The sequence below is a fragment of the Roseovarius roseus genome, from assembly GCF_043355935.2.
In the GTDB taxonomy this organism is placed as follows: Bacteria; Pseudomonadota; Alphaproteobacteria; order Rhodobacterales; family Rhodobacteraceae; genus Roseovarius; species Roseovarius roseus.
Genome location: NZ_JBHFPE020000014.1, coordinates 23,428 through 45,794 on the forward strand (window position 1 = coordinate 23,428; position 22,367 = coordinate 45,794).

Here is a 22,367-nt window from a genome sequence, read left to right on the forward strand (position 1 = left end):
CTTTACGTCAATCAGACCCGAAGGCGGCATCCGTCGCAGGCCCGGTCACGGCCTCGTCCTTGCCGTAGGCCGTGTCGTGCAGGCTTCTGCGATGCGGTTTCTGAAGGTCTTCTTTGCGAATCTCATGGCGGAACACCGCAAACACAAGCAGCGCGATAGCGATGATCGTTCCCATAACAGTGCAAATGCCGATCAAAATATCCATGCGTGGATTATGGCCGCCGACGCGCGTTCAATCAACAAGGAGTTCCGCACATGCTGATCCTGACCTGCCCCTGCTGCGGCGTGACCGGCGAGGAAACCGAATTTCACGGTGGCGGCGAGGCGCATCTCAAGCGTTTCGGCCCCGGCTCGTCGGACGCCGATTTTCACGACTACCTCTTCTCCAAGGTGAACCCCAAGGGCGTCCATCTCGAGCGCTGGCGCCACAACAATGGCTGCGGCAAGTGGTTTCATGCAGCGCGTGATACCGTGACGCTGGAGGTCTACGGCACCTACAAGGCGCAAACGACCGAGCCGCCGCAAGAGATCAAGGACGCCATCACCGCCAAGCGCCCGGGCTGGTCGTGGAGGGAGTTCGCATGATCCTTCATCTTGGTACAAATACTCAATCGACGCTGACTGAACGCGCGGAGGGACGGGCATGAGCACACGTCTGGCAAATGGCGGCCGCCTACTGGACAAGGCGCGCCGAATGGATTTCACCTTCAACGGCAAGCGCCTGAAGGGCTATGCTGGCGACACCATCGCCTCGGCGCTGCTGGCCAATGACCAGATGCTGATCGGCCGCTCCTTCAAGTATCACCGCCCACGCGGCGTGGTGGCAAGCGGCGCCGAAGAGCCGAACGGCCTTGTCGGCATGGGCGAGGGGGCCAGCTTCGAGCCGAACCAGCGCGTCACCACGACGGAGCTATATGACGGGCTGACCTGCACCTCGCAGAACCATTGGCCTTCGCTCGAATTCGACGTGGGCGCGATCAATACCAAGCTCAGCCGCTTCCTGCCCGCGGGCTTTTACTACAAGACGTTCAAGCATCCGCGCTCGTTCTGGAAGCATGTCTACGAGCCGATCATTCGCAAATCCGCGGGCCTCGGCGCGGCGCCAAACCAGCGCGACAACGACACATACGAGCATTTCTATGCCTTCTGCGATGTGCTTGTGATCGGCGGGGGCATCGCGGGCCTGCAGGCGGCCCGTGCAGCGGCGGCCACGGGCGCCAAGGTGATGGTGCTGGAACAGACGGCCCATTGGGGCGGGCGCGCGCCCGTCGATGGCGGCACCGTGGATGGCAAGCCGGTGGGTGACCATATCGACAGCCTCGTCGTCGAACTCTCCGCGATGAAGAATGTCACAATGCGCAGCCGCACCATGGGCGCCGGGGTTTATGATCACGGCTATGTGCTCGGCTACGAGCGCGTGAACGACCACAATCCCAAGGCGCAGGGTCCTCGCCATCGCCTGTGGCGCATCCGCTCCGCGCAGATCGTGACAGCCACGGGCGCGATCGAGCGGCCGCTCAGCTTTGCGGGCAATGACATTCCCGGCGTGATGCTGGCCTCGGCGGTCCGCGACTATGTCGTTGATTACGGCGTGTCGGTTGGCGACCGCACCGTGGTTGTTACCAATAACGACGATGCCTACCGCACTGCGATCACGCTCAAGGAAAACGGCCTCGACGTGCCGGTGATCCTTGATGCGCGCGTCACCGCGCAGGACAGCCCGTTGATGGCCAAAGCGAAATCCATGGGCATTCGTGTGCTGATGGGCCACGGCATCTCCTCCGTGCAGGGCGGCAAGCGCGTGACCGGCGTCGGCGTCTGCAGCCAGGCGGGCGAGGGCGCGGTGCTGGAAGAGGTCGCCTGCGATGCGGTCGCCATGTCGGGCGGCTGGTCGCCGGTGGTGCATCTTTGGTCCCATTGCGGTGGCAAGCTGATCTGGGACGAGGCGCAGGCGGCCTTCCGCCCCGATGCGGACAAGGCGCCGACCGGCGCGTCGGGCGAGGCGTTCGTCACACCCGCCGGTGCTGCAAATGGCGCCTATACGCTGGCCGATATTCTGACCGACGCCTCCGCTGCGGGCACCAACTCCGCAGGTGCGGCGGGCCACAAGGGCGACGCGCCCCAGGCACCCGAGGCCGAGACGGAGGACGAGGCGCAGATGGCGCCCGTCTGGATGATGCCGCAAGGCGCGGGGGTCAAGAAGCGGCAGAAGGCGTGGCTGGACTACCAGAATGACGTCAAGGTGTCGGACGTCCAGCTGGCCGCGCAGGAAGGCTTCGAGAGCGTCGAGCACGCCAAGCGCTATACCACGCTGGGCATGGCGACCGATCAGGGGAAGCTGAGCAATATCAACGGGCTCGCCATTCTTTCTGATGCTTTGGGTCAACCCATTCCGCAGACCGGCACGACCACGTTCCGCCCGCCCTATACGCCCATCTCGATGGCCTCCATCGCGGGCGAGGCGCGCGACGAGCGGTTTCAGCCGATCCGGCGCACGCCGATCTATGACTGGCACGCCGAGAACGGCGCCTACTGGGAGCCTGTCGGCCAGTGGCGCCGCCCCTACACCTACCAGAGGCCGGGCGAGAGCATCGAGGACGCCGTCGCCCGCGAGGTCCGGAACACCCGCGCCAGCCTTGGCATTCTGGACGCCTCGACGCTGGGCAAGCTGCTGGTCAAGGGGCCGGATGCGGGCCGTTTCCTCGACATGCTCTACACCAACATGATGAGCACGCTGAAGGTGGGCCGTTGCCGCTATGGGCTGATGTGCAACGAGAACGGGTTTTTGATGGATGACGGTGTGGTCGCGCGCGTGGGTGAGGACACGTTCCTCTGCCACACCACCACGGGCGGTGCGGAATCGATCCACGGCCATATGGAGGAATGGCTCCAGACCGAATGGTGGGACTGGAACGTCTATGTCGCCAACCTGACCGAGGAATATGCTCAGATCGCCGTCGTCGGCCCCCGCGCCCGCGAAACGCTGGGGAAGCTGACCGGTGACGATATCAGCGCGGAGGCGCTGCCCTTCATGGCATGGGCCGACATCACGCTGGCCGGGATCGCGGCGCGGGTCTACCGCATCTCCTTCTCGGGGGAACTCAGCTACGAGATCGCGGTCAAGGCGTCCGAGGGCCGCGCGCTCTGGGATGCGCTGATGGCGGCGGGGCAGCCGGCGAACATTACGCCCTACGGCACCGAGGCCCTGCATATCATGCGGGCCGAAAAGGGCTTCATCATGATCGGGGACGAAACCGATGGCACGGTCATTCCGCAGGATCTGGGTCTCGACTGGGCCATATCCAAGAAGAAGGACGACTATATCGGCAAGCGCGCGCAGGCACGCAGCCATATGACTGATCCCAAGCGCTGGAAGCTGGTCGGCCTTGAGACGGTCGATGGAAAGGTCCTGCCCGATGGCGCCTATGCCACGGCCGAGGGCACCAACGAGAATGGCCAGCGCGACACGCAGGGGCGGGTCACCTCGACCTACCATTCGCCCACGCTGAACCGGGGGATCGCCATGGGCCTCGTGCTGAATGGGCCGGACCGGATGGGCGAGGTGCTGGAATTCCCGCGCGTCGATGGCACGGTCATGCGGGCGAAGATCGTCGATCCGGTCTTCTTCGATAAAGACGGGGAGAAGCAGAATGTCTAACTCAGTCAGCGCCTTGAATGGCGCCAGCGCGCCGGGCTTCGTCCAGATCCGCGACATGGGCTTGCAAGGCATGATCACCCTGCGCGGCGATCTATCCGCGTCTAAGTTGAAAAAGGGCGTATTCGGCGCGGTCGGGGGCGAGATGCCCGGCGCGGGCCAGATCAATGTCAGCGATGGGGGACATACCGCCTGGATGTCGCCTGATGAATTGCTGATCCTGGTGCCCTATGCGCAGGTCAAAACCAAGCTGGACGAGATCGCATCCAGCCTGGCCGGCGTGCATCACCTGGCGGTCGATGTGTCGGACGCGCGCTGCATGTTCGGCATCACTGGCGAGGATGCGCTGGTGCGCGAGGCGCTGGCCAAGCTGATGCCGGTGGATTTCAGTGTTGATGCCTTCAAGCTCGGCCAGTTCCGCCGCTCGCGCATGGCGCAGGTGCCGGCCGCCGTCTGGATGGCGGAGACGGGCGAGGCGCGCGTTGTCTGCTTCCGCTCGGTCGCGCAGTATGTGCTGGACCTGCTAAAGGGTGCGGCGGCGCCGGGCAGTGAAGTGCGCTATTTCGCCAAGTGATGCACCGCCCTCCAGCGCCTTTGCGCCGGGGCAGTTATCTGATGGGGCGCGGCGCGGAACTCGTGCCGCGCCCTTGACGTTCTCCCTCCAAGGCTACCATCTAGGGGCCGTATTGATTTTCCACTTAAAGGGGGCAGACCCATGACATTCCAACTTCCCGATCTTCCTTATTCGCACGACGCGCTGGCCGATAACGGCATGAGCCGCGAGACGCTGGAATACCACCACGACATCCACCACAAGGCCTATGTCGACAATGGCAACAAGGCGATTTCGGGCACCAAGTGGGAGGGCAAGACCCTCGAAGAGATCATCAAGGGCACCTACGACAAGAATGCCGTGGCGCAATCCGGGATCTTCAACAACATCAGCCAGCTGTGGAACCACAACCAGTTCTGGGAAATGATGAGCCCCGGCGACAGCAAGATGCCCTCGGAGGTCGAGAAGGCGCTGAAGGACAGCTTCGGCAGCGTCGATGACTTCAAGAAGGAATTTTCCGCTGCGGGTGGCGGTCAGTTCGGCTCGGGTTGGGCGTGGCTGGTCAAGGATACCGATGGCAGCCTCAAGGTGACGAACACCGAGAACGGCGTGAATCCTGTCTGCTTCGGTCAGACCGCGCTGCTGGGTTGTGACGTGTGGGAGCATTCCTACTACATCGACTTCCGCAACAAGCGTCCGGCCTATCTGGAGAACTTCCTGAACAAGCTGGTGAACTGGGAAAACGTCGCAAGCCGCATGTAATCCCGGCAATCTCGCGAAATCAGTCAGCCCCCGGTGGATCGCTCCGCCGGGGGCTTTTTCGTCATTGTTGCGGAACCGGCGCCCGCGCCCCGCCGTTTTCCTTGAAGATTTCAACGCGAAAGGAGGATACCATGGCAGAGCGTCATCGCTCCAAGGATGGAACCCGCGAAACCGAGGAGATCATCGGCGAAGCCGCCGATATCGACCAGAAAGGCCGCCAAGGCGGCGATATCGAGCGCCGCGTCGCCACCCGCGACGAGGAAAAGCGTGCCAAGGAAAAGCCCGCCGGCGTGACCCGCGTCACCGGGCAGGACAGCCGCGAAACCGGACATGCCCCCGAGGAGGACACGTAAATGGCCGAACTGAAACCAGGCACATGGGTGCTGATCTGCGACGGGGAAAAGGCGCTTTTCCTGCGTAATGACGGCGATGCCGAGGCCCCTGACCTCAACGTCGTGCGCATCGACGAGCAGGACAATCCCAAGGATATCGAGCAATCCGCAAACCGCCCCGGCCGGATGACCGGAGGGGGTCCCAGCCCCAAATCCGCCTTCGACGACACCGACTGGCACGAGCTGGCCAAAGAGCGTTTTGCCTCGGATCTGGCCGATCGTCTCTACAAGCAGGCGCATAAGGGCAAGTTCGATCACATCGTCATCGTGGCGGCATCCAAGACCCTCGGAGCGCTCCGCCAGGAGTTGCATCAGGAGGTCACGAACAAGGTCATCGCCGAGATCGACAAGGATCTGACGAACCATCCGCTCGACAAGGTCGAAAAGATGATCAAGGACGACCTCGCCGCAATGTAGGCGGAGGGCACAAGCCTGCGCCGCCCGGCATCTCTGGGCCCTTCCCAGGCCCCTCGCGCTCGTCTAAGGACGAAGGCGAGGCGGCGCTGGGAAGGCTTGCGACATGAATGACGAAACCAAGGGCGTCCTTGCGATGATCGGCGCCTGTTCGGTCTGGGGCCTTTCGGGGATCTACTACAAGCTGCTGGACCATGTGCCGCCACTGGAGATCTTGGCGCACCGTACGCTCTGGGCGTTCCTCTTCTTTCTCATTGTCCTGACAATTCAAGGCCGGTTGCGCGCTTTGCCGCAGGCCATCGGCACGCTGCGCACTTTCGGGATCGTAGCCCTTGCGGCGCTGATGATTTCCATCAACTGGTTCGTCTTCATCTCGTCCATCCTCTTTGGGTATGCGACCGAAGCGTCGATGGGCTACTACATCTTCCCGCTCACCGCCGTCCTTGCCGGGGCAGCTTTCTACCGTGAGAAGCTGAACCGTCCCCAGATGATTTCAGTCGGGATGGCGACGGTTGCTGTGATCATCCTGTCGGTCGGATTGCAGGTGGCGCCATGGGTCGCGCTGATACTGGCCTTTTCCTTCGCCGCCTATGGCGTGGTCAAGAAAAGCCTGACGACCGGCCCGGTCGTGTCGGTGACCGCCGAGGTCACGCTGCTTTCGCCCTTCGCTGCGGCCTTCCTGGTCTTTACCCACACCCAAGGGGGCGGTCATTTTGGCTCGGATGTGGTCACCACCCTGATGCTTGTGGTGGCCGGGATCATTACATCGATCCCGCTGATCCTCTTTTCCTACGCCACGCGGCGGGTGTCCCTGGCCACGATCGGGCTCGTGCAATACCTCAACCCGACTTTGCAGTTCCTCGTCGCGACGTTGATCTTCCGCGAGGTTTTCACCCTTTGGCACGCCATTGCATTCGCCCTGATCTGGACCGCGCTGGCGATCTATACCGCAACGTCCTTGCGCCGGGGCAGGGCCGCGCGCAGGGCGGCAAGGGCGGCTGGCACGTCCGGCACGGCGACATAGCCGCCAGCCAAATCGTCCCCGGCAAAACCTTCGCTCACCACATGCTCCAGCAGCGCAATGAGCGGCTGCCAATATCCGTCCACGTCGATCAGCACGACCGGCTTGTCATGCAGGCCCAGCTGCCGCCATGTCAGCACCTCGAAAAGCTCGTCCAGCGATCCGCCCCCGCCCGGCAGCAGCGCGATGGCGTCGCAGTTCATGAACATCACCTTCTTGCGCTCGTGCATCGTCTCGGTCACCACGCGGGTGCCCGCCATGTCGGCCTTGACCTCCAGCCCGACCAGATGCTGCGGGATCACGCCAAGCAGATCGCCCCCCTCGGCCAGCGCCGCGCGTGCGCAGCGTCCCATCAGCCCGACATCGCCCGCCCCATAGACCAATCGCCAGCCCGCCTGCGCGATACCCGCGCCCATGGCTTCGGCCGCGGCGGCATAGGACGGGCGCGCGCCTTCGCGTGCGCCGCAAAAGACACAGATTGACAGGCTGGTCATGGCAGGAAGACCTTTCGTGCAGGAGAGTTTTGACGGGTGTTACCCATGTTGCTACGCTCGGACAACCCGCGCGCTGCCGTGCTCGGGCCATATCGGCGCGTCAGATGCCGGGTGGAAAGGGGACGACCGTGCGTTTGAAAGAGGTCCGGGGATGAGCATCGCTGCAAGCAAACGCTCTGCCGTCTGGCTCGGTGCCGGTGCCGGGGCGCTGGTGGCCTTGGCGATCGCCGCGCTCTTTCTGAGCGTATTCAACCAGCGGGGCAAGGATGCCGCCCCGCCGCAGACGCGCGCGGAGGAAGTTGCGCCTGAGCCTGCGGGCAGAGCCGGAAAACCCCAGCTGGAGGCGCCGTCATCGACTGAGGCCACCGACCTTCAGACAACCGATGCCGACCCGGCGAAATCCACTCCCGATGCGCCCGCCGCGCCCCGCATCGACGTCTTCCGGCTCGAACCTGACGGTAGCGCCCTTGTCGCGGGCCGCGCCGCTCCCGGCTGGGAGGTCGCGCTGCTGCTCGACGGGGCGCCTCTCGCCACAGCCCGGCCTGGCGCTGATGGCGCTTTTGCGCAGTTCGTGGACGTGCCGCGCAGTGCCGCACCCCAGGTGTTGTCGCTGCGCATGATGGGCCCCGAGGGCGGTGCTCCAATCACGGGCGAGACCGAGATCATCATCGCACCCGCGCCGCAAACCGCGCCCCAGCCGGATATCGCCATGGCGGCGCAGAGCGCGGCTGAGACGGTTCCGCGCAAGGCCGCCCCTGTCGCGCCGCAAAGCGCGGAGTTCAGCGCCGAGTCCGCGGCGACAGACGCCGCCGAGGCAAGCCTGCTGACCCGCGACACCCCCGAGCTTGGCGCCTCTGCCCCCGCAGCGCCGCTTCCCGCTGGAGCCGATGAAATTGCGTCCGGCCCCGCCCCCGAGACCGGGCAGGTCGCGGCAGAGCCCACCGCGCCTCAGCCGGTCGAAGAGAGCGTCGCTGCGATCCCCACCGTCCTCATGTCCGATGCCAGCGGCGTGCGCGTCCTGCAATCGCCCGGTACCCTGGCTTCCGTGCCTCAGGTCATGTCCAGCGTCGCGCTGGATGCGATCAGCTATTCCAGTGCGGGCGAGGTAGAGCTTTCGGGCCGCGCGGTTGGCACCGGGTTCGTGCGCGTCTATCTGGACAATACTCCGATCACGACCTCCCGCATCAGCGAGGCCGGCACCTGGCGCATGCAACTCCCGCAGGTCGATACCGGCGTTTACACCCTGCGCATCGACGAGGTCAGCCCCGAGGGCTCTGTCACCAGTCGCGTCGAGACGCCGTTCAAACGCGAGGACCGCGCCCTGCTGGCGCAGCTGCAGGACCAGACCGCTGACACGGCGCCCGCCGGCACCGCCGACCCCCTCGACCCGCCGTCCGAGCCACCGACTACCCCAGCGCCCGGCACCACATCCGCCGAGCCGCCCGTGCGCGCGGTCACGGTGCAGCCGGGCAATACGCTCTGGGCCATTTCGCGCGAAACTTACGGCGAAGGCATCCTCTACGTGCGCGTTTTCGAGGCCAATGCCGACCGTATTCGCGACCCCGATCTGATCTATCCGGGCCAGGTCTTCACCCTGCCGCAGTAAGCGCTTCAACATTTCGGAAATACTCGATCTCACCGTTGCAATCCGTGCATTGCGGCCAGCTGCCTGCGCGTCCTGACTGGATATCCGGCCTGACCCGGCCTAGATATAGCGCCTCGCCATTTGCAAGGGGCCTTCATGCGCCAGACATCACAGCCTGACAGCCAGACCTCCGCCTCCGGCTGGGCGACCATCATCCGCGTCGCGCCCTATATCTGGCCCAAGGAGGGCGGCGGCTGGGTCAAGCGGCGGGTGATCCTGGCGCTGGTTGCACTGGTCGCGGCCAAACTGATCGCGGTGGCCACGCCGTTCTTCTACAAGGCGGCGGTCGATACGCTCTCGGGCGAGGGGACGGCAGATGCCGCCTGGACGCTGGGCGCGGGCGCGATCGGACTGACGGTGGCCTATGGCATGGCGCGCCTGATGAACACCGGCCTGCAACAGCTGCGCGATGCGCTTTTCGCGCCCGTCGGCCAGCGGGCGCTGCGCAAGGTGGCGCTGCGCACGTTCCGGCATATTCACCGCATGTCGATGCGCTATCACATCACGCGCAAGACCGGCGGGCTCAGCCGCATCATTGAGCGGGGCGTTAAAGGCGTAGACTTCCTCCTGCGCTTCCTGATCTTCTCGATCTTCCCGCTCATTCTGGAACTCTTTCTCGTCGGCATCGTCCTCTGGGCTGCCTTCGATTTCTGGTATCTCTTCGTCGTCGTGGTCGTCATCACGCTTTACGTCGCCTTCACCTTCAAGGTGACCGAATGGCGCGTGAAACTGCGCCGTCAGATGAACGAGAGCGATACCGACGCCAACCAAAAAGCCATCGACAGCCTGCTCAACTACGAGACGGTCAAGTATTTCGGCGCCGAGGATCGCGAGGCGAGCCGCTATGACGTCGCCATGGAGGGATACGAGCGCGCGGCGATCCGCACCTCCTATTCGCTGTCCTTCCTGAATTTCGGTCAGTCGCTGCTTATCACCTCCGGCCTCGTTATCGTCATGGTCATGGCCGCGATCGGCGTGCAGAACGGCAGCCTGACCGTGGGCGATTTCGTCATGGTAAACGCCTACATGATCCAGATCACCATGCCGCTGAATTTCCTCGGCACCGTCTACCGCGAGATCCGGCAGGCGCTGGTGGACATGGGCGAGATGTTTGGCCTGCTGGATCAGGCGCCGGATGTGACGGACAAGTCGGATGCCGCCCCGCTGGATGTGAATGGCGGCAAGATCGAGCTGCGCGACGTGCATTTCGGCTATGACCCCGAGCGCGAGATCCTCAAGGGCATCACCCTGACCGCCGAGCCGGGCCAGACAGTCGCCATCGTCGGACCCACCGGCTCGGGCAAATCCACCATCGGGCGGCTGCTCTTTCGCTTCTACGATGTCAGCGCGGGCGCGCTCTGCATCGATGGGCAGGATATTCGCGGCGTGACCCAGCAGAGCCTCCATGACGCCATTGGCGTGGTGCCGCAGGACACGGTCCTTTTCAACGATACCATCGGCTACAACATCGCCTATGGGCGCGGCGGCGCCACGCAGGACGAGGTGATTGCAGCGGCCAAGGCGGCGTCGATCCATGATTTCATCTCCTCGCTGCCCGATGGCTATGACACCACCGTGGGCGAGCGGGGGCTGAAACTGTCGGGCGGGGAAAAGCAGCGCGTCGGCATTGCACGCACGCTGCTCAAGGATCCGCCCATCCTGCTGCTGGATGAGGCGACCAGCGCGCTGGATACGGCGACCGAACGCGACATTCAGGGCGCGCTGGCCCGCGCAGGGCAGGGGCGCACCGTTCTGATCATCGCGCACCGTCTCAGCACAGTAGCGGATGCCGACCGGATCGTCGTGCTGGACGATGGCCGCATTGTCGAGCAGGGCAGCCATTCGGACCTTTTGGCTCGGGACGGGCGCTATGCTGGCCTGTGGCAGCGTCAGCAATCGGACGAGGCCGCCTGATGCCCCAAAAGGGCTACCCGCATACGCCGGACGGGCGCTATTTCGTCTCGCGCGGGCGGCTCTGGCGCTGCACCGATCCGTCCCTTGGCGACAGCGAGCGGCGCGCCGCCGTCAAGGCGCTGATGAAGGCGCGCCGGGCCGTGCAGACGGCCGGAGCCGATTCCGCCGCCGAGGCGCAGGCGCACGCGGGCGTGGATGCGGCCAAGCGTGCTTTGGGCGAGCGGGGACCCGTCTGGTGGAGCGATGGCGCACCGGATGAGGGCGGGTTTCACCCCAAAAATTCCAGCTACGCAGCTTGGTGGAACGCGCTGAGCGAAGAGGACCGCCAGAGCGGAAGCTAGGCTATGACTTGCAGCTCCACAGGACGCTATTCAGCCGCGCGCAGCGGCTTCTCGGGATGGGGGGCGTCCCCTTCGGCAACGCCGTCGGCGTGGTCCTCGCGCACGGTGATGATACGCTTTAGATCGTCAAGACTGAGGTCGCTCGCCGCGGTCTCCATATAGCTGTCATCGGACGCATCATTCGGTGTCTCATCGGCGCCGCCATCCTCCCAGATGATTTCGGGAGCGCGAACACGGCGCGCCGCGCGTTGCAGCGACCAGTCTTGCGCCGCGCGGCTGGCCCGGCCCATGGACATTGCGGCGAGCGCGCGCGCCAGCCAGCCCGCATAGGTGCCCAGCCAGACCCGCAATGCCAGCATGGAGGGGGTGAAGATCAGCGTCAGCACGGTGGCGATGCCAAGGCCAAAGACCACCGCCGTCGCCAACTGCTTCCACCATAGCGCGGTGGGGCTGTCAAAGCTGTAGCCGCCATTCGCAAAATCGAGGCTGAGGCCGAACATCATCGGCGCGAGGCCCGCCATCGTGGTGATCGTCGTCAGAAGAACCGGCCTGATCCGTGCCTCTGCCGTGCGCGTGATCGCCTCAATCCGGGGCATATAACGGCTAAACTCCTGATAGGTATCAATGAGAACGATGTTGTTGTTCACCACGATCCCCGCCAGCGCGACAATGCCCGTGCCGGTCATGATGATCGAGAAGGTCTGCCCCATGACCAGCATCCCGATCAGAACGCCGGTGGTGCTGAGCACCACCGCCAGAAGGACCAGAACCGCGTTATAGACGCTGTTGAACTGCGCCAAGAGGATGATGAACATGAGGCCAAGCGCCCCCGCGAAGGCCTTCATCAGGAAGGCGCCGGATTCCTCCTGATCCTCCTGATCTCCGGTCCATTCATAGCTGACCGAGGCGGGCAGGGCGCCCGACTCCAGCCAGTCTGTCAGACCCTCGATCCGTTCGTTCGCGGTGATCGGCACGGTGCGGCCATCACCGCCGGCGGGGGACGTCGTGAGGCCCGTGGCAACCCCTGCCTTGACGTCGAAATAGCGCGTCTGGTCGATCCGGTCGATCTGGGCCAGCTTGGGCACCGGCTGACGGGTGATGAAGTTGGACAGCGGCACCAGACCCTCATTCGTGCGGACCTTGAGCGTATCGAGCGTGCTGAGCACGCGGTCGGCCTCGGGCAGGCGCACGCGGATGTCGATCTCCTCGTCCGAGGAGGGCACGCGCATCTCGCCCAGCATCAGGCCGCGCGTGACCAGCTGCACCATCGCGCCCACGGTCGCCACATCCGCGCCATACCGGCCCGCCTTCTCGACATCCACGTCGATTTGCCAATCAATGCCGGGTAGGGGCAGCGTATCCTCGATCAGCGTGAGCCCGCGTGTCGCCTCGAATTTCTCGCGCGCGAGGCGCGTAGCGGCCTGCAGATCCTGCCAGTTGTCGCCCTTGAGGCGCAGATGCACCGGCTTGGCCGATGCCGGGCCGCCCGTCTGGCCGAGGATCTCGGTCTTGATTCCGGGGATGCGGGCCAGCTTGGCGGTCAGCTCCTCGATGACCTTGTCGCCGTCCACCGCCGGATCGCTGTTCTCGCGGTCCCACAGGCCCCAGAGCCAGGGCTGCGTGATTGTACCGCGCTCGTCCCACGGTGTCGTCTCGAACTGGACCTGTCCGATCGTGTCCAAGGGCGGCTGCGCGCCGCCGGTATTGTTGTTCAGCCCGCCATCCCCGGCAAAGGCAAAGGCCGAGGCCACGCCCGTCTGCGCCAGCACGATATCCTCGACCTGGCCGACGAGAGCGTCTTTCTGCTCGATCGAGAGGTTGCCGCGCGCGCGGACATAGACGATGGCCTGCTCGGGCTCGGATTCCACAAAGAATTCGGTGCCGTTGTTGTTCTGAATGTAGAAGATCAGCGTGGTGCCGACGATGACGAAGATGGTGCCGAAGGCGACCAGTGGCATCACCGGATTGGCAACGATGGCATGGATCACCCAGCCGAACGGGCTGCGCCGATGGCCCGAGCGCACGGCGCGCGGTGCCCGGCGGAATGCGCGGGGGGTCATGCTGCGTCCCAGCCACCGTGCACCATTCGCGATGCGCCGCCACAGCGCCATGAGGCCCAGAAGGATGGCCGTCACCCCGGCCACGCCCATTGCCGCCAGAACGCCGGTGGCGAGTGCCACAAGGAACGCCCCGGCCAGTGTCGGCACGACCGAGCCGAGGATCGCGTTCATGTCAAGCGCGCCGAACATTCCCCGGATCAGGCCCAGCAGGGGGGGTATGCCGGCCCCCGCCGCACCCACCGCCAGCGCCGCCAGCGGAAAGAGCGCCGCATGCCAAACCCACCAGCCGGTTGCGATCTGATCAAGGCGCGCGGCGACCCAGTTCTCCAGCCGGCCAGTGACGCCGCCCAGCACCGGCAGATAGACCAACGCGACGAGCAGCGAGGCCGAGAGCACGAAGATCAGCGTGACGGGCAGCATTCCCATGAACTGCCCCGGCACGCCCGGCCAGAAGAGCATGGGCAGGAACGCGCAGAGCGTGGTCGCGGTCGAGCTGACGACAGGCCAGAACATCCGTTTCGCCGCCTCGACATAGGCCGTCATCGGCCCCGAGCCTTCGTCGATCCGGCGGTCGGCATATTCGACGACGACGATGGCACCGTCCACCAGCATCCCGACGGCCAGAATGAGACCAAACATGACAATGTTCGAAATTGTAATGCCCATGACTGCCATCAGTGCAAAACAGAGCAGAAATGATGTGGGAATGGCAAACCCGACCAAGAGCGCCGGGCGGATGCCAAGGATCGCCAGCATCACGATCATCACCAGCGCGATGGCGGTCAGCACTGATCCTTCCAGTTGGCTGACCATCGAGGCCACGGTGCGCGACTGATCGTTCGAGGTGCCCACCTCGACGGCGGCCTTCAGCCCCTCAGGCCAGCCGCTGCGCGCCTCGGCCACGGTATCGCGGACCAGCTCGGCGGTGTCGATGATGTTGAAGCCCTTGCGCTTGACCACCTGCAGCGCGACGGTGTTCTGCGCGTTGAACCGGGCGGTGCCAAGGCGATCCTCGAAGGTCAGGTTGATCCGCGCGACATCACCCAGCGTCACGACACGGTTACCGTTCACTTTGACCGGCAGGGCGTAGATATCGCGCGTGTCGTCGAAAGAGGACGGGATCTTGACCGAGAACGAGCCGCCCTCGCTGCGCACTTCACCCGCCGCGATCAGCAGGTTGTTATTGCTGACCGCGTTCAGCAGATCGCCCGCCGTCACATCGTAGGATTCAAGGCGCAGCGGGTCGATCAGCACCTCGACCAGCTCGTCACGCTTGCCCGCGATGCCGGCCTCGAGGATCGGCTCAAGCGATTCCAGCCTGTCCTGCAGATCATCGGCCACCTGCGCCATCGTGCGTTCGGGCACGTCGCCGGTGAGGTTGACGATGATGATGGGAAATTCGCTGAAATTGATCTCGTTCAGGGAATATTTCTCGGCCCCGTCTGGGAATTTGGCCTCGGCCGCGCTCATCGCGTCGCGCACATCGGCCATGATGGCGGATTTGTCCCAGCCGAATTCGAATTCCAGCGCGACACCGGCATAGTTCTCGGCCGCGGTGCCGCTCATGTCCTTCAGCCCGTCCAGATCGCTCAGCTCGGTCTCCATGACCTTGACCAGCAGCTTTTCGCTATCCTCGGCGGAAATGCCGGGGAAGGGGACCGAGACGAACAGCGCGGGGATCTCGATATCCGGCTCGCCCTCCTTGGGCAGGGTGGTATAGGCAAGGCCGCCCGCCAGCAGGCTGAGCGCGATGAAGGCAAGGACCATCCGCGCGCGCTGCGCGGCCCAGTCCACGATGCCGGTCACTGGATCGCCTCCGACTGCGCGCCTTCCGCGGCGGCGGCAGATTGATAGCTGGCCTCGACCGGCACGCCCTCGATCACGTATTCCTGCCCGATCACGATGATGTCCATCGCCTCCGGCAGGCCCGAGACCCAGATGCCATCCGGCGTGTCGCGCATCAGCGTGACAGGCGCGAAACCGGCCTCGCCCCCGGCCACGGTCCGCACGCCCAGAACGCCCGCATCGTTCAGCGTCAGCGCCGATTGCGGCAGCAGATGCGCCTCGGTCCCGTCCGAGGTGATGGCGATCTCGGCCGTCTGGCCGTCGCGCAGGGTCAGGTCCGGGTTGGGCACGGTGATCTCAACGCGGAAGGTGCGCGTTTCGGGATCGGCCGAGCGCGACAGGAAGGTCACCTTGCCGCCCACCTCGCGCCCCGAGACAAGCCGCGCGCCCGCGTCGGCGCCGATCTCGATCCGGTCCACCTCGGTTTCGGGCACAAAGCCGGTCAGCTTGATCGGGTCCAGCTGAATGACCGTCGCACAGAGCGATCCGGGCTGTAGCAGGCTGCCCAGCTCGGCGGTGTCCGACTCCAGCAGGCCCGCGAAGGGCGCCGCGATTTCAAGGCGGGCCAGTTCCTGGCGGGCGGCGGCAACGGTGGCATCGGCGGCCTGAATTCCGGTGCGGGCCGCATCCAGCCCGGATTTCGCCGCCTGAACGCTGGCCTTGCCCGAACTGAGCGCGGCACGCGTGCTGGCCACGCGGGTATCGGATGCAAATCCGCTCTCGCTCAGCCGCGACGCGGCGGTATCGTTGATCTCGGCCTCGGCCAGCAGCGCTTCGGCCTCGGCCAGCCTTGCCTCGGCCTCGGGGATGCGGGTCTCGGCCTCGGCGCGGCGGGCTTCGGCTTCGGCCAGCGCGGCATCGCGCGTGCCGGGGTCAAGCTGGCACAACAGTTGCCCCGCCTCGACGAAGGCCCCCTTGCGCAGCGGCTCGGACAGGATGCGCCCTGAGGTTTCGGCGCGCACATCGACCTGCCTTTGCGCTTCTGTCTGGCCGCGCAGAATGACGGCGCTGTCGATGGTCTGCGCGCGGCTGTGGATGGCGACGACGCTGACGGGGCTCGGCTCGGCCTCTTCCGGGGCGGGGGCCGTCTCGGCGCTCTGCGCGCCGTCCTCTTGCGGGGCAAGCGTTGTCATCAGCCAGTCGCGCTCGAACACGAAGGCATATATCATCAGGGCCGCGACAATTGCGGCAAGGATCGAAAACAGTCGCATGCCAGTCCTCTCAGGCGCTCACGGCGCTATTAGCGCATAAATCACCCCGCGTCATGGTCCTGTTTGCGCTGCGGTCGGAGGCAGAGTTGCAAAATCATACGCTGAACTCGCAGGTTCAGATGTCTTTTCTGTGCAGGCCGGGCGGATTTCAGCGCGCCCTTGCGGCCCTGGAGCTGGTTTGCAGCGGGCGCGGCGGCCCTTGGCACGCGCCCAATGAACGGCTAAGAGGGGGAAAACCGCAGTAAGGCAAGGCAGGCGCCCCTCCCGTGAGCAATAATGACAGTTTCATCGAAGAGGTGAGCGAGGAGGTCCGCCGTGACCGTCTCTTTGCCCTCATGCGCCGCTATGGCTGGATCGCGATTCTGGCCATCCTGATCCTGGTGGGCGGTGCGGCCTATAACGAATGGCGCAAGGCGCAGGCGCGTGCCGAAGCCGAGGCGCTGGGCGATGCGATGCTGACCGCGCTCGAGACCGAGGACCGCAGCGCGCGGGCGGATGCCCTGAGCGCGGTAGAGCCTGCCGGGCCGGGCAGTGCCGCAATCCTCCAGATGATGGCCGCCGCCGAGGCGTTGCAGGACGATCCGAAAGGCGCGTCCGAGCGCCTGATGAGCATTGCGCAGATGACGGATATCGCGCCGGTCTATCGCCAGATCGCCACGCTGAAGGCGGTGATGATCCCGGAAAACGGCATGGATGTGGAGGCGCGCCGCGCCCGGCTGGAAGAATTGGCGCTGGGCGGCGGCGTGATCCGCCTCTTGGCCGAAGAACAACTGGCTTATCTCGAGATCGAGGCGGGCAATGAGTCGGTGGCGATCGAGCGGCTCAATGCCATCTCGGCGGATGCCGAGGCGACGCCGGGCTTGCGCCGCCGGGCGACACAAGTGATTGTTGCGCTGGGCGGCGAGCCGATGGTGCCGGGCGGCAGCGAGACCAGCGCGCCCGCCGAGGCGGCAGGCGATGCGGTGAATACAGACGCCAGCGAGTGAGCGGCGCAGAGGCTTTGCCGCCCGGCACGCAGCAGGGCGGCAAGGCTGGGACAGTAAAACGGGGACGACCAGACATGCACGCGGTGATACGGAAATCAAAGCCCCTCGGCTGGCTGAGCATCTTGGTCTTTCTGGCCGCCTGCTCGGAGCCGGAGACGATCCTGCCCGGCAAGCGTGAGGGCCTGCGCGAAGTGCTGAAAACCGATCAGGCCGAGGCCGCGGCGACCGAAGTCGTCGGCGCTTCGGGCCCCAATGTAGCCGCGCCCGCGCGCCTGCCCAGCCAGCGCGCCAATGCCGAGTGGGTGCAGCGCATCGGCTCGCCGGGCACGCGTACGGCGCATCCTGCGCTCTCGGCTTCGCCCCGCCTGATCTGGTCCGCGCCGATCGGCGCAGGCGATGGCCAGCGCCGCCGCATCACCGCCGATCCCGTGGTCGCGGGCGGGCGCATCTTTGCGATGGACGCCTCTGCAACCGTCAGCGCAACCGCGCCCAATGGCGCGACGCTCTGGACCTCCAGCCTCGTGCCCGCCACCGATTCGCCCACCGATGGCAGCGGCGGCGGCCTTGCCTATGGCGACGGCAAGCTCTTCGCCTCCTCCGGGTTTGGCCGCCTCTCCGCGCTCGACCCTGCGACCGGCGCTGTCCTGTGGAAGCAGGAGCTGATGGAATCGGCCACCGCCAACCCGACCGTCATGGGCAAGCTGGTCTATGTCGTCGCGGGTGACGGCACCGCCTGGGCGCTGGACACCGATACGGGCCGCATCGAGTGGCAACTGACTGCCGCGCCCAATATCAACAATATCCTCGGCGGCCCTGCGCCTGCCGTGTCCGACAAATATGCCGTCTTTGCTTTCGGTTCGGGCGAGGTGCAGGGCGCGTTCCGCAAGGGCGGTCTGCGCCTTTGGGACGCGGCCATTGCGGGCCAGCGCGACGGCCTTGCCCAAAGCCGCGTGACCGACATCACCGGCGATCCGGTGATCTATGGAGACCGCGTCTATGTGGGCAACCAGTCAGGCCGCATGGCGGCGCTGCGCCTTGCCAATGGCGGGCGCATCTGGACCGCCAACGAAGGCCCGATGAGCCCGGTCTGGCCCACCGACGACTCGGTTTATCTGGTTTCTGACAAGAACGAGCTGGTGCGCCTGCGTGCCGAGGATGGCAGCCGCGTCTGGGGCACGAAACTGCCCCTTTTCGTCAAGTCGAAGCCCAAGCGTCAGGCCGAGGTCTTCGCCCATTACGGGCCTGTTCTGGCGGGTGGCCAACTGGTTGTCGCCTCGAATGACGGGTATCTGCGGTTCTTCGATCCTGTCACCGGCGGCTTGCGCGGCAGCGTTGCCGTGCCAGGCGGGTCAACGACGAACCCGGTCGTTGCGGGCGGTGTTCTCTACGTGGTCGGCACGAACGGGCAACTGCACGCTTTCCGCTGACGCCGTATTGCACTATGAGGGCGGCTTGATCCGTCTCGGAGCCGATACATGACTTTCAGCCTCGCTATCGTGGGGCGCCCCAATGTGGGCAAATCCACGCTGTTCAACCGCCTTGTGGGCAAGCGTCTGGCGCTGGTCGATGACCAGCCCGGCGTCACGCGCGATCTGCGCGAAGGCGCCGCGCGTCTGGGCGATCTGCGCTTTACCGTGATCGACACCGCCGGATTGGAGGAGGCGACGGACGAATCGCTCCAAGGCCGGATGCGCAAGCTGACCGAGCGCGCGGTGGACATGGCCGATGTGTGCCTCTTCATGATCGACGCGCGCACCGGGGTCACGCCCACGGACGAGGTTTTTGCCGATATCCTGCGCAAGCGGTCCAAGCATGTGATCTTGGCCGCCAACAAGGCCGAGGGCTCGGCCGCCGATGGCGGCGTGATCGAGGCCTATGGTCTGGGTCTGGGCGAGCCCATTCGCCTCTCGGCCGAGCATGGCGAGGGTCTCAATGACCTTTATTCGGTGCTGATGCCGCTGGCCGATGGTTTTGCCGAGCGCGCCGAGGCTGACGCGCCTGAGGTGGACGTGGCCGTGGATGAGGAGGGCGATGTCGACGCGCCCCGCGTCCCAACCGCGAAAAAACCGCTTCAGATCGCCGTTGTCGGTCGCCCCAATGCGGGAAAATCAACGCTGATCAACAAGATCCTTGGCGAAGAGCGCCTGCTGACCGGCCCCGAGGCCGGGATCACGCGCGATGCCATCTCGCTTCAGATCGAGTGGGACGGCCTGCATACCCGGATCTTCGACACGGCGGGCATGCGCAAGAAGGCGCGCGTGCAGGAAAAGCTGGAGAAGCTGAGTGTTGGCGACGGCCTCAGGGCAGTGAAATTCGCCGAGGTGGTGATCGTCCTGCTGGACGCCGCCATCCCGTTCGAGCAGCAGGATCTGCGCATCGCGGACCTGGCCGAGCGCGAGGGCCGTGCCGTGGTCGTCGCGGTCAACAAATGGGACGTCGAGCCGGAAAAGCAGCAGAAGCTGCGCGATCTGCGCGAGAGCTTCGTGCGCCTTTTGCCGCAATTGCGCGGGGCGCCGATGGTCACCGTATCGGCCAAGACGGGCAAGGGGCTGGACCGGCTGCGCGCTGCCGTCGAGAAGGCGCATGACGTCTGGAACCGCCGCGTCAGCACCGCGCAACTGAACCGCTGGCTGACCGGCATGCTGGAGCAGCATCCGCCCCCCGCGCCAGGCGGCAAGCGGATCAAGCTTCGCTACATGACGCAGGCCAAAACACGGCCCCCCGGCTTTGTCGTGATGTGCAGCCACCCCGACAAGTTGCCCGAAAGCTATACGCGCTATCTGGTCAACGGCTTGCGAGTGGATTTCGACATGCCGGGCACGCCCATCCGCCTGCATATGCGCAGCCAGAATGACAAGAACCCCTACAAGGCCAAGAAGAAGGCCGGGCCGTCAGCGCTGCGCAAGCATATGGGCAAGCCGGGCAAGTAATGCGCCCGGCGGCCCTCAAGACCGGCTGATATTGGTGCCGCCGAGCGCGATCAGCCCTGCCGCGCCAACAGCCGCCAGCACCAGAACCGTCATCGAGCCATCCTGGGCGTTTTGCACGCAAACGCCGATCAGCGCCCAGATGACGCCAGCCATATAGCCGAACGCATCAGGCCTCTGGCGTGCAATCAGAACGGCCAGAGCCAGTGCGATCAGCAGCGCAAGGATCGCCGCCAGCACCTGATTCATTCCGCCATAGCCCGCCGCCATGAGGCCCAGCGACACGCAGGAGGCCGCCGTCAGCCACCCGGCATAAAGCGCGACGGGCGCGCGGCCCAGCCACGCATCGCTGCCTGTGCCCGAGGGCGCGCGCAGCACCGCCCAGACGGCGAAAACCCACATCACCCAGATCAGGATGGTGGCCCAGATCGAACTGGTCACCGCGATCGGCAGCCACGTGATGCCCACCGCCAGCGTCACCAGCAACGGCACGCGCATCGCGGCCCAGCCTGCATCATCCCGCCGTTGCCAGAGGCCATAGGCGGCCCCGGCGATCAGCCACACATAGATCAGCCCCCAGATGCCAAAGGCATAGCCCGCAGGCTGCACTGGCGGGTCGACCTGTGGAATGGGGAACTGATCGGCGTCGAAGCCGCCGAAACCGGGCGCCAGAAGCGGCGACAGCGCAAAGCCGATGGCGGCAAGAAGGACGAGGATGGGCATGACCATGGGGAAAACCTGACTTGCTAGAAGGCGTTAGGAAAAGAACCGCGGGCGGCGCGCTGCGGTTCCCTGACCATATCTCACGTCAGATGGCCATCCGCGCTGAGCCGCGTCTTTCCGCCCAGATAGGGGTGCAGCACCTCGGGCAAGCGCACTGCGCCATCGGCCTGCTGGCCGTTCTCCAGAACCGCGATCAGGCAGCGCCCCACGGCGAGGCCCGAGCCATTCAGCGTATGCACGAATTGCGGCTTGCCGCCATCCGCGGGCTTGAACCGCGCATTCATCCGCCGCGCCTGGAAGTCGCCGCAGACCGACACGGACGATATCTCTCTGTAGGTGTCCTGACCGGGCAGCCAGACCTCGATGTCATGGGTGCGGCGCGCGCCGAAACCCATGTCGCCGGTGCAAAGCACGATGGTGCGGTAGGGCAGGCCCAGCTTTTCCAGGATACCCTCGGCGCAGCCGGTCATGCGGTCCAGCTCTTCGCGGCTGTCATCTGGATGGGTGATGCTGACCATCTCGACCTTCTCGAACTGGTGCTGGCGCAGCATGCCCGATGTGTCGCGCCCCGCGCTGCCGGCCTCGGAGCGGAAACACTGCGTATGCGCAACCATGCGGCGGGGCAGGGTGCCTTGGTCCACGACCTCGTCATTGACGAGGTTGGTCAGCGTCACCTCGGCGGTCGGCACCAGCCACCAGCCATCGGTGGTCTTGTAGCTATCCTCGCCGAATTTCGGGAGTTGCCCGGTGCCATACATCATTTCCTCGCGCACCAGCACGGGTGTCCATGTCTCGCTCAGGCCATTCTCATCCACATGGGTGTCCAGCATGAACTGCGCCAGCGCCCGGTGGATGCGCGCGACCGCGCCCGACAGCACGACAAAACGCGTGCCCGACAGCTTGGCGCCCGCCTCGAAATCCATGCCGGGGATGACACCGGCCAGCTGGTAATGCTCTTTCGGGGTGAAATCATAGGTCGCGGGCGTGCCCCAGCGGCGAAGCTCGACATTGTCCGCCTCGTCGGCGCCATCGGGTACGTCCTCGAAGGGCAGGTTGGGCAGCTCCATCAGCATGTCGGTCAGCTGCGCGTCCAGCGCCTTGGCCTCGGCCTGCATCTGGGCCACCTCGGCCTTCTTCTCGCCGACCAGCGCGCGCAGGCGCTCGAACTCGGCCTCGTCGCCCTTGGCTTTGGCGGCGCCCACTTCCTTGGAGGCCTTGTTCTGCTCGGATTGTGCGCCCTCGGCGGCGGCAATCTTGGCGCGGCGCGCCTCATCGAGGGCCAGGATATCGGCCGAGGCAGCAGCCCCTCCGCGCCGGGTCAGGGCCGCGTCGAAGGCGGCGGGATTGTCGCGGATCGCACGGATATCATGCATGGGTGGGTCTCCTCAGGCGGATGAATCGGGATTTACGTGCGTTATGCACCA

Annotated in this window: 19 protein-coding genes; 13 read left to right on the top strand and 6 right to left on the bottom strand. The window is 65.3% G+C overall.

Annotated elements, in window-relative coordinates:
* Positions 1–7: 7 nt before the first annotated feature.
* Entirely contained in the window at positions 8–205 is a 198-nt protein-coding gene (locus ACEWPL_RS16255; RefSeq protein WP_393929899.1) for a hypothetical protein, read from the bottom strand.
* A 50-nt stretch (positions 206–255) separates the two neighbouring features.
* On the opposite strand from ACEWPL_RS16255, the gene ACEWPL_RS16260 reads away from it, so the two are divergent.
* The 7 genes from ACEWPL_RS16260 to rarD all read left to right on the top strand — a co-directional run bounded on the left by ACEWPL_RS16260 (position 256) and on the right by rarD (position 6,800).
* On the top strand, positions 256–585 hold the full coding sequence (locus ACEWPL_RS16260) for a sarcosine oxidase subunit delta (protein WP_393929897.1): 330 nt from the start codon (positions 256–258) through the stop codon (positions 583–585).
* 58 nt (positions 586–643) lie between these two features.
* Positions 644–3,658, top strand: a complete 3,015-nt coding sequence (locus ACEWPL_RS16265) for a sarcosine oxidase subunit alpha family protein (RefSeq protein WP_393929895.1) — start codon at positions 644–646, stop codon at positions 3,656–3,658.
* A complete protein-coding gene (locus ACEWPL_RS16270) occupies positions 3,651–4,229 on the top strand; it encodes a sarcosine oxidase subunit gamma (RefSeq protein ID WP_393929893.1) in 579 nt (192 codons plus the stop codon). The genes ACEWPL_RS16265 and ACEWPL_RS16270 overlap by 8 nt, the downstream gene beginning before the upstream one ends.
* 141 nt (positions 4,230–4,370) lie before the next feature.
* Positions 4,371–4,970 (top strand): superoxide dismutase, encoded by a 600-nt coding sequence (locus tag ACEWPL_RS16275; protein WP_393929891.1) that lies wholly within the window; start codon positions 4,371–4,373, stop codon positions 4,968–4,970.
* Positions 4,971–5,101: 131 nt separating this feature from the next.
* Positions 5,102–5,323, top strand: coding sequence for a hypothetical protein (locus tag ACEWPL_RS16280; RefSeq protein WP_393929889.1), 222 nt, complete (start codon positions 5,102–5,104; stop codon positions 5,321–5,323).
* A complete protein-coding gene (locus ACEWPL_RS16285) occupies positions 5,324–5,779 on the top strand; it encodes a host attachment family protein (protein WP_393929887.1) in 456 nt (151 codons plus the stop codon).
* Between the two features lie 103 nt (positions 5,780–5,882).
* Entirely contained in the window at positions 5,883–6,800 is a 918-nt protein-coding gene (rarD, locus tag ACEWPL_RS16290) for an EamA family transporter RarD (RefSeq protein ID WP_393929885.1), read from the top strand.
* Here rarD and ACEWPL_RS16295 read toward each other — a convergent pair.
* Positions 6,719–7,291, bottom strand: a complete 573-nt coding sequence (locus ACEWPL_RS16295) for an LOG family protein (RefSeq protein WP_393929883.1) — start codon at positions 7,289–7,291, stop codon at positions 6,719–6,721. The two genes, rarD and ACEWPL_RS16295, sit on opposite strands and share 82 nt — an antisense overlap.
* A 151-nt stretch (positions 7,292–7,442) precedes the next feature.
* Here ACEWPL_RS16295 and ACEWPL_RS16300 point away from each other — a divergent pair, with 151 nt between their 5' ends.
* From ACEWPL_RS16300 to ACEWPL_RS16310, 3 genes are all read left to right on the top strand, one after another.
* Entirely contained in the window at positions 7,443–8,897 is a 1,455-nt protein-coding gene (locus ACEWPL_RS16300; RefSeq protein WP_393929881.1) for a LysM peptidoglycan-binding domain-containing protein, read from the top strand.
* 135 nt (positions 8,898–9,032) lie between these two features.
* On the top strand, positions 9,033–10,850 hold the full coding sequence (locus ACEWPL_RS16305) for an ABCB family ABC transporter ATP-binding protein/permease (RefSeq protein ID WP_393929879.1): 1,818 nt from the start codon (positions 9,033–9,035) through the stop codon (positions 10,848–10,850).
* Entirely contained in the window at positions 10,850–11,191 is a 342-nt protein-coding gene (locus ACEWPL_RS16310; protein ID WP_393929877.1) for a hypothetical protein, read from the top strand. Before ACEWPL_RS16305 ends, ACEWPL_RS16310 begins: the two co-directional genes overlap by 1 nt.
* 26 nt (positions 11,192–11,217) lie before the next feature.
* Here ACEWPL_RS16310 and ACEWPL_RS16315 read toward each other — a convergent pair whose 3' ends face one another.
* Together ACEWPL_RS16315 and ACEWPL_RS16320 are read right to left on the bottom strand one after the other, a co-directional pair.
* A complete protein-coding gene (locus ACEWPL_RS16315; RefSeq protein ID WP_393929875.1) occupies positions 11,218–15,057 on the bottom strand; it encodes an efflux RND transporter permease subunit in 3,840 nt (1,279 codons plus the stop codon).
* Positions 15,054–16,307: an efflux RND transporter periplasmic adaptor subunit gene (locus tag ACEWPL_RS16320; protein WP_393929873.1), complete on the bottom strand. Its 1,254-nt coding sequence runs from the start codon at positions 16,305–16,307 to the stop codon at positions 15,054–15,056. Before ACEWPL_RS16320 ends, ACEWPL_RS16315 begins: the two co-directional genes overlap by 4 nt.
* Positions 16,308–16,573: 266 nt before the next feature.
* Between ACEWPL_RS16320 and ACEWPL_RS16325 the strand changes: the two genes are divergently transcribed.
* The 3 genes from ACEWPL_RS16325 to der all read left to right on the top strand — a co-directional run bounded on the left by ACEWPL_RS16325 (position 16,574) and on the right by der (position 20,223).
* On the top strand, positions 16,574–17,293 hold the full coding sequence (locus tag ACEWPL_RS16325; RefSeq protein ID WP_393929871.1) for a hypothetical protein: 720 nt from the start codon (positions 16,574–16,576) through the stop codon (positions 17,291–17,293).
* Between the two features lie 74 nt (positions 17,294–17,367).
* On the top strand, positions 17,368–18,720 hold the full coding sequence (locus tag ACEWPL_RS16330) for a PQQ-like beta-propeller repeat protein (RefSeq protein ID WP_393929869.1): 1,353 nt from the start codon (positions 17,368–17,370) through the stop codon (positions 18,718–18,720).
* A gap of 48 nt (positions 18,721–18,768) precedes the next feature.
* A complete protein-coding gene (der, locus tag ACEWPL_RS16335; protein WP_393929867.1) occupies positions 18,769–20,223 on the top strand; it encodes a ribosome biogenesis GTPase Der in 1,455 nt (484 codons plus the stop codon).
* Between the two features lie 15 nt (positions 20,224–20,238).
* Here the strand turns inward: der and ACEWPL_RS16340 are convergent, their stop codons facing one another.
* Positions 20,239–20,949 (bottom strand): hypothetical protein, encoded by a 711-nt coding sequence (locus tag ACEWPL_RS16340; protein WP_393929865.1) that lies wholly within the window; start codon positions 20,947–20,949, stop codon positions 20,239–20,241.
* A 74-nt stretch (positions 20,950–21,023) separates the two neighbouring features.
* On the bottom strand, positions 21,024–22,316 hold the full coding sequence (gene serS / locus ACEWPL_RS16345; protein WP_393929863.1) for a serine--tRNA ligase: 1,293 nt from the start codon (positions 22,314–22,316) through the stop codon (positions 21,024–21,026).
* Positions 22,317–22,367 lie beyond the last annotated feature (51 nt).

Excerpts from the sequence above, each read along its gene's own strand:
- serS (WP_393929863.1), bottom strand. The coding sequence starts at position 22,316 with ATGCATGATATCCGTGCGATCCGCGACAATCCCGCCGCCTTCGACGCG.
- ACEWPL_RS16255 (WP_393929899.1), bottom strand. The coding sequence starts at position 205 with ATGGATATTTTGATCGGCATTTGCACTGTTATGGGAACGATCATCGCT.
- ACEWPL_RS16275 (WP_393929891.1), top strand. The coding sequence starts at position 4,371 with ATGACATTCCAACTTCCCGATCTTCCTTATTCGCACGACGCGCTGGCC.
- ACEWPL_RS16280 (WP_393929889.1), top strand. The coding sequence starts at position 5,102 with ATGGCAGAGCGTCATCGCTCCAAGGATGGAACCCGCGAAACCGAGGAG.
- rarD (WP_393929885.1), top strand. The coding sequence starts at position 5,883 with ATGAATGACGAAACCAAGGGCGTCCTTGCGATGATCGGCGCCTGTTCG.
- ACEWPL_RS16270 (WP_393929893.1), top strand. The coding sequence starts at position 3,651 with ATGTCTAACTCAGTCAGCGCCTTGAATGGCGCCAGCGCGCCGGGCTTC.
- ACEWPL_RS16305 (WP_393929879.1), top strand. The coding sequence starts at position 9,033 with ATGCGCCAGACATCACAGCCTGACAGCCAGACCTCCGCCTCCGGCTGG.
- ACEWPL_RS16320 (WP_393929873.1), bottom strand. The coding sequence starts at position 16,307 with ATGCGACTGTTTTCGATCCTTGCCGCAATTGTCGCGGCCCTGATGATA.
- ACEWPL_RS16330 (WP_393929869.1), top strand. The coding sequence starts at position 17,368 with ATGCACGCGGTGATACGGAAATCAAAGCCCCTCGGCTGGCTGAGCATC.
- ACEWPL_RS16310 (WP_393929877.1), top strand. The coding sequence starts at position 10,850 with ATGCCCCAAAAGGGCTACCCGCATACGCCGGACGGGCGCTATTTCGTC.
- ACEWPL_RS16285 (WP_393929887.1), top strand. The coding sequence starts at position 5,324 with ATGGCCGAACTGAAACCAGGCACATGGGTGCTGATCTGCGACGGGGAA.
- ACEWPL_RS16295 (WP_393929883.1), bottom strand. The coding sequence starts at position 7,291 with ATGACCAGCCTGTCAATCTGTGTCTTTTGCGGCGCACGCGAAGGCGCG.
- der (WP_393929867.1), top strand. The coding sequence starts at position 18,769 with ATGACTTTCAGCCTCGCTATCGTGGGGCGCCCCAATGTGGGCAAATCC.
- ACEWPL_RS16300 (WP_393929881.1), top strand. The coding sequence starts at position 7,443 with ATGAGCATCGCTGCAAGCAAACGCTCTGCCGTCTGGCTCGGTGCCGGT.
- ACEWPL_RS16340 (WP_393929865.1), bottom strand. The coding sequence starts at position 20,949 with ATGGTCATGCCCATCCTCGTCCTTCTTGCCGCCATCGGCTTTGCGCTG.
- ACEWPL_RS16260 (WP_393929897.1), top strand. The coding sequence starts at position 256 with ATGCTGATCCTGACCTGCCCCTGCTGCGGCGTGACCGGCGAGGAAACC.
- ACEWPL_RS16265 (WP_393929895.1), top strand. The coding sequence starts at position 644 with ATGAGCACACGTCTGGCAAATGGCGGCCGCCTACTGGACAAGGCGCGC.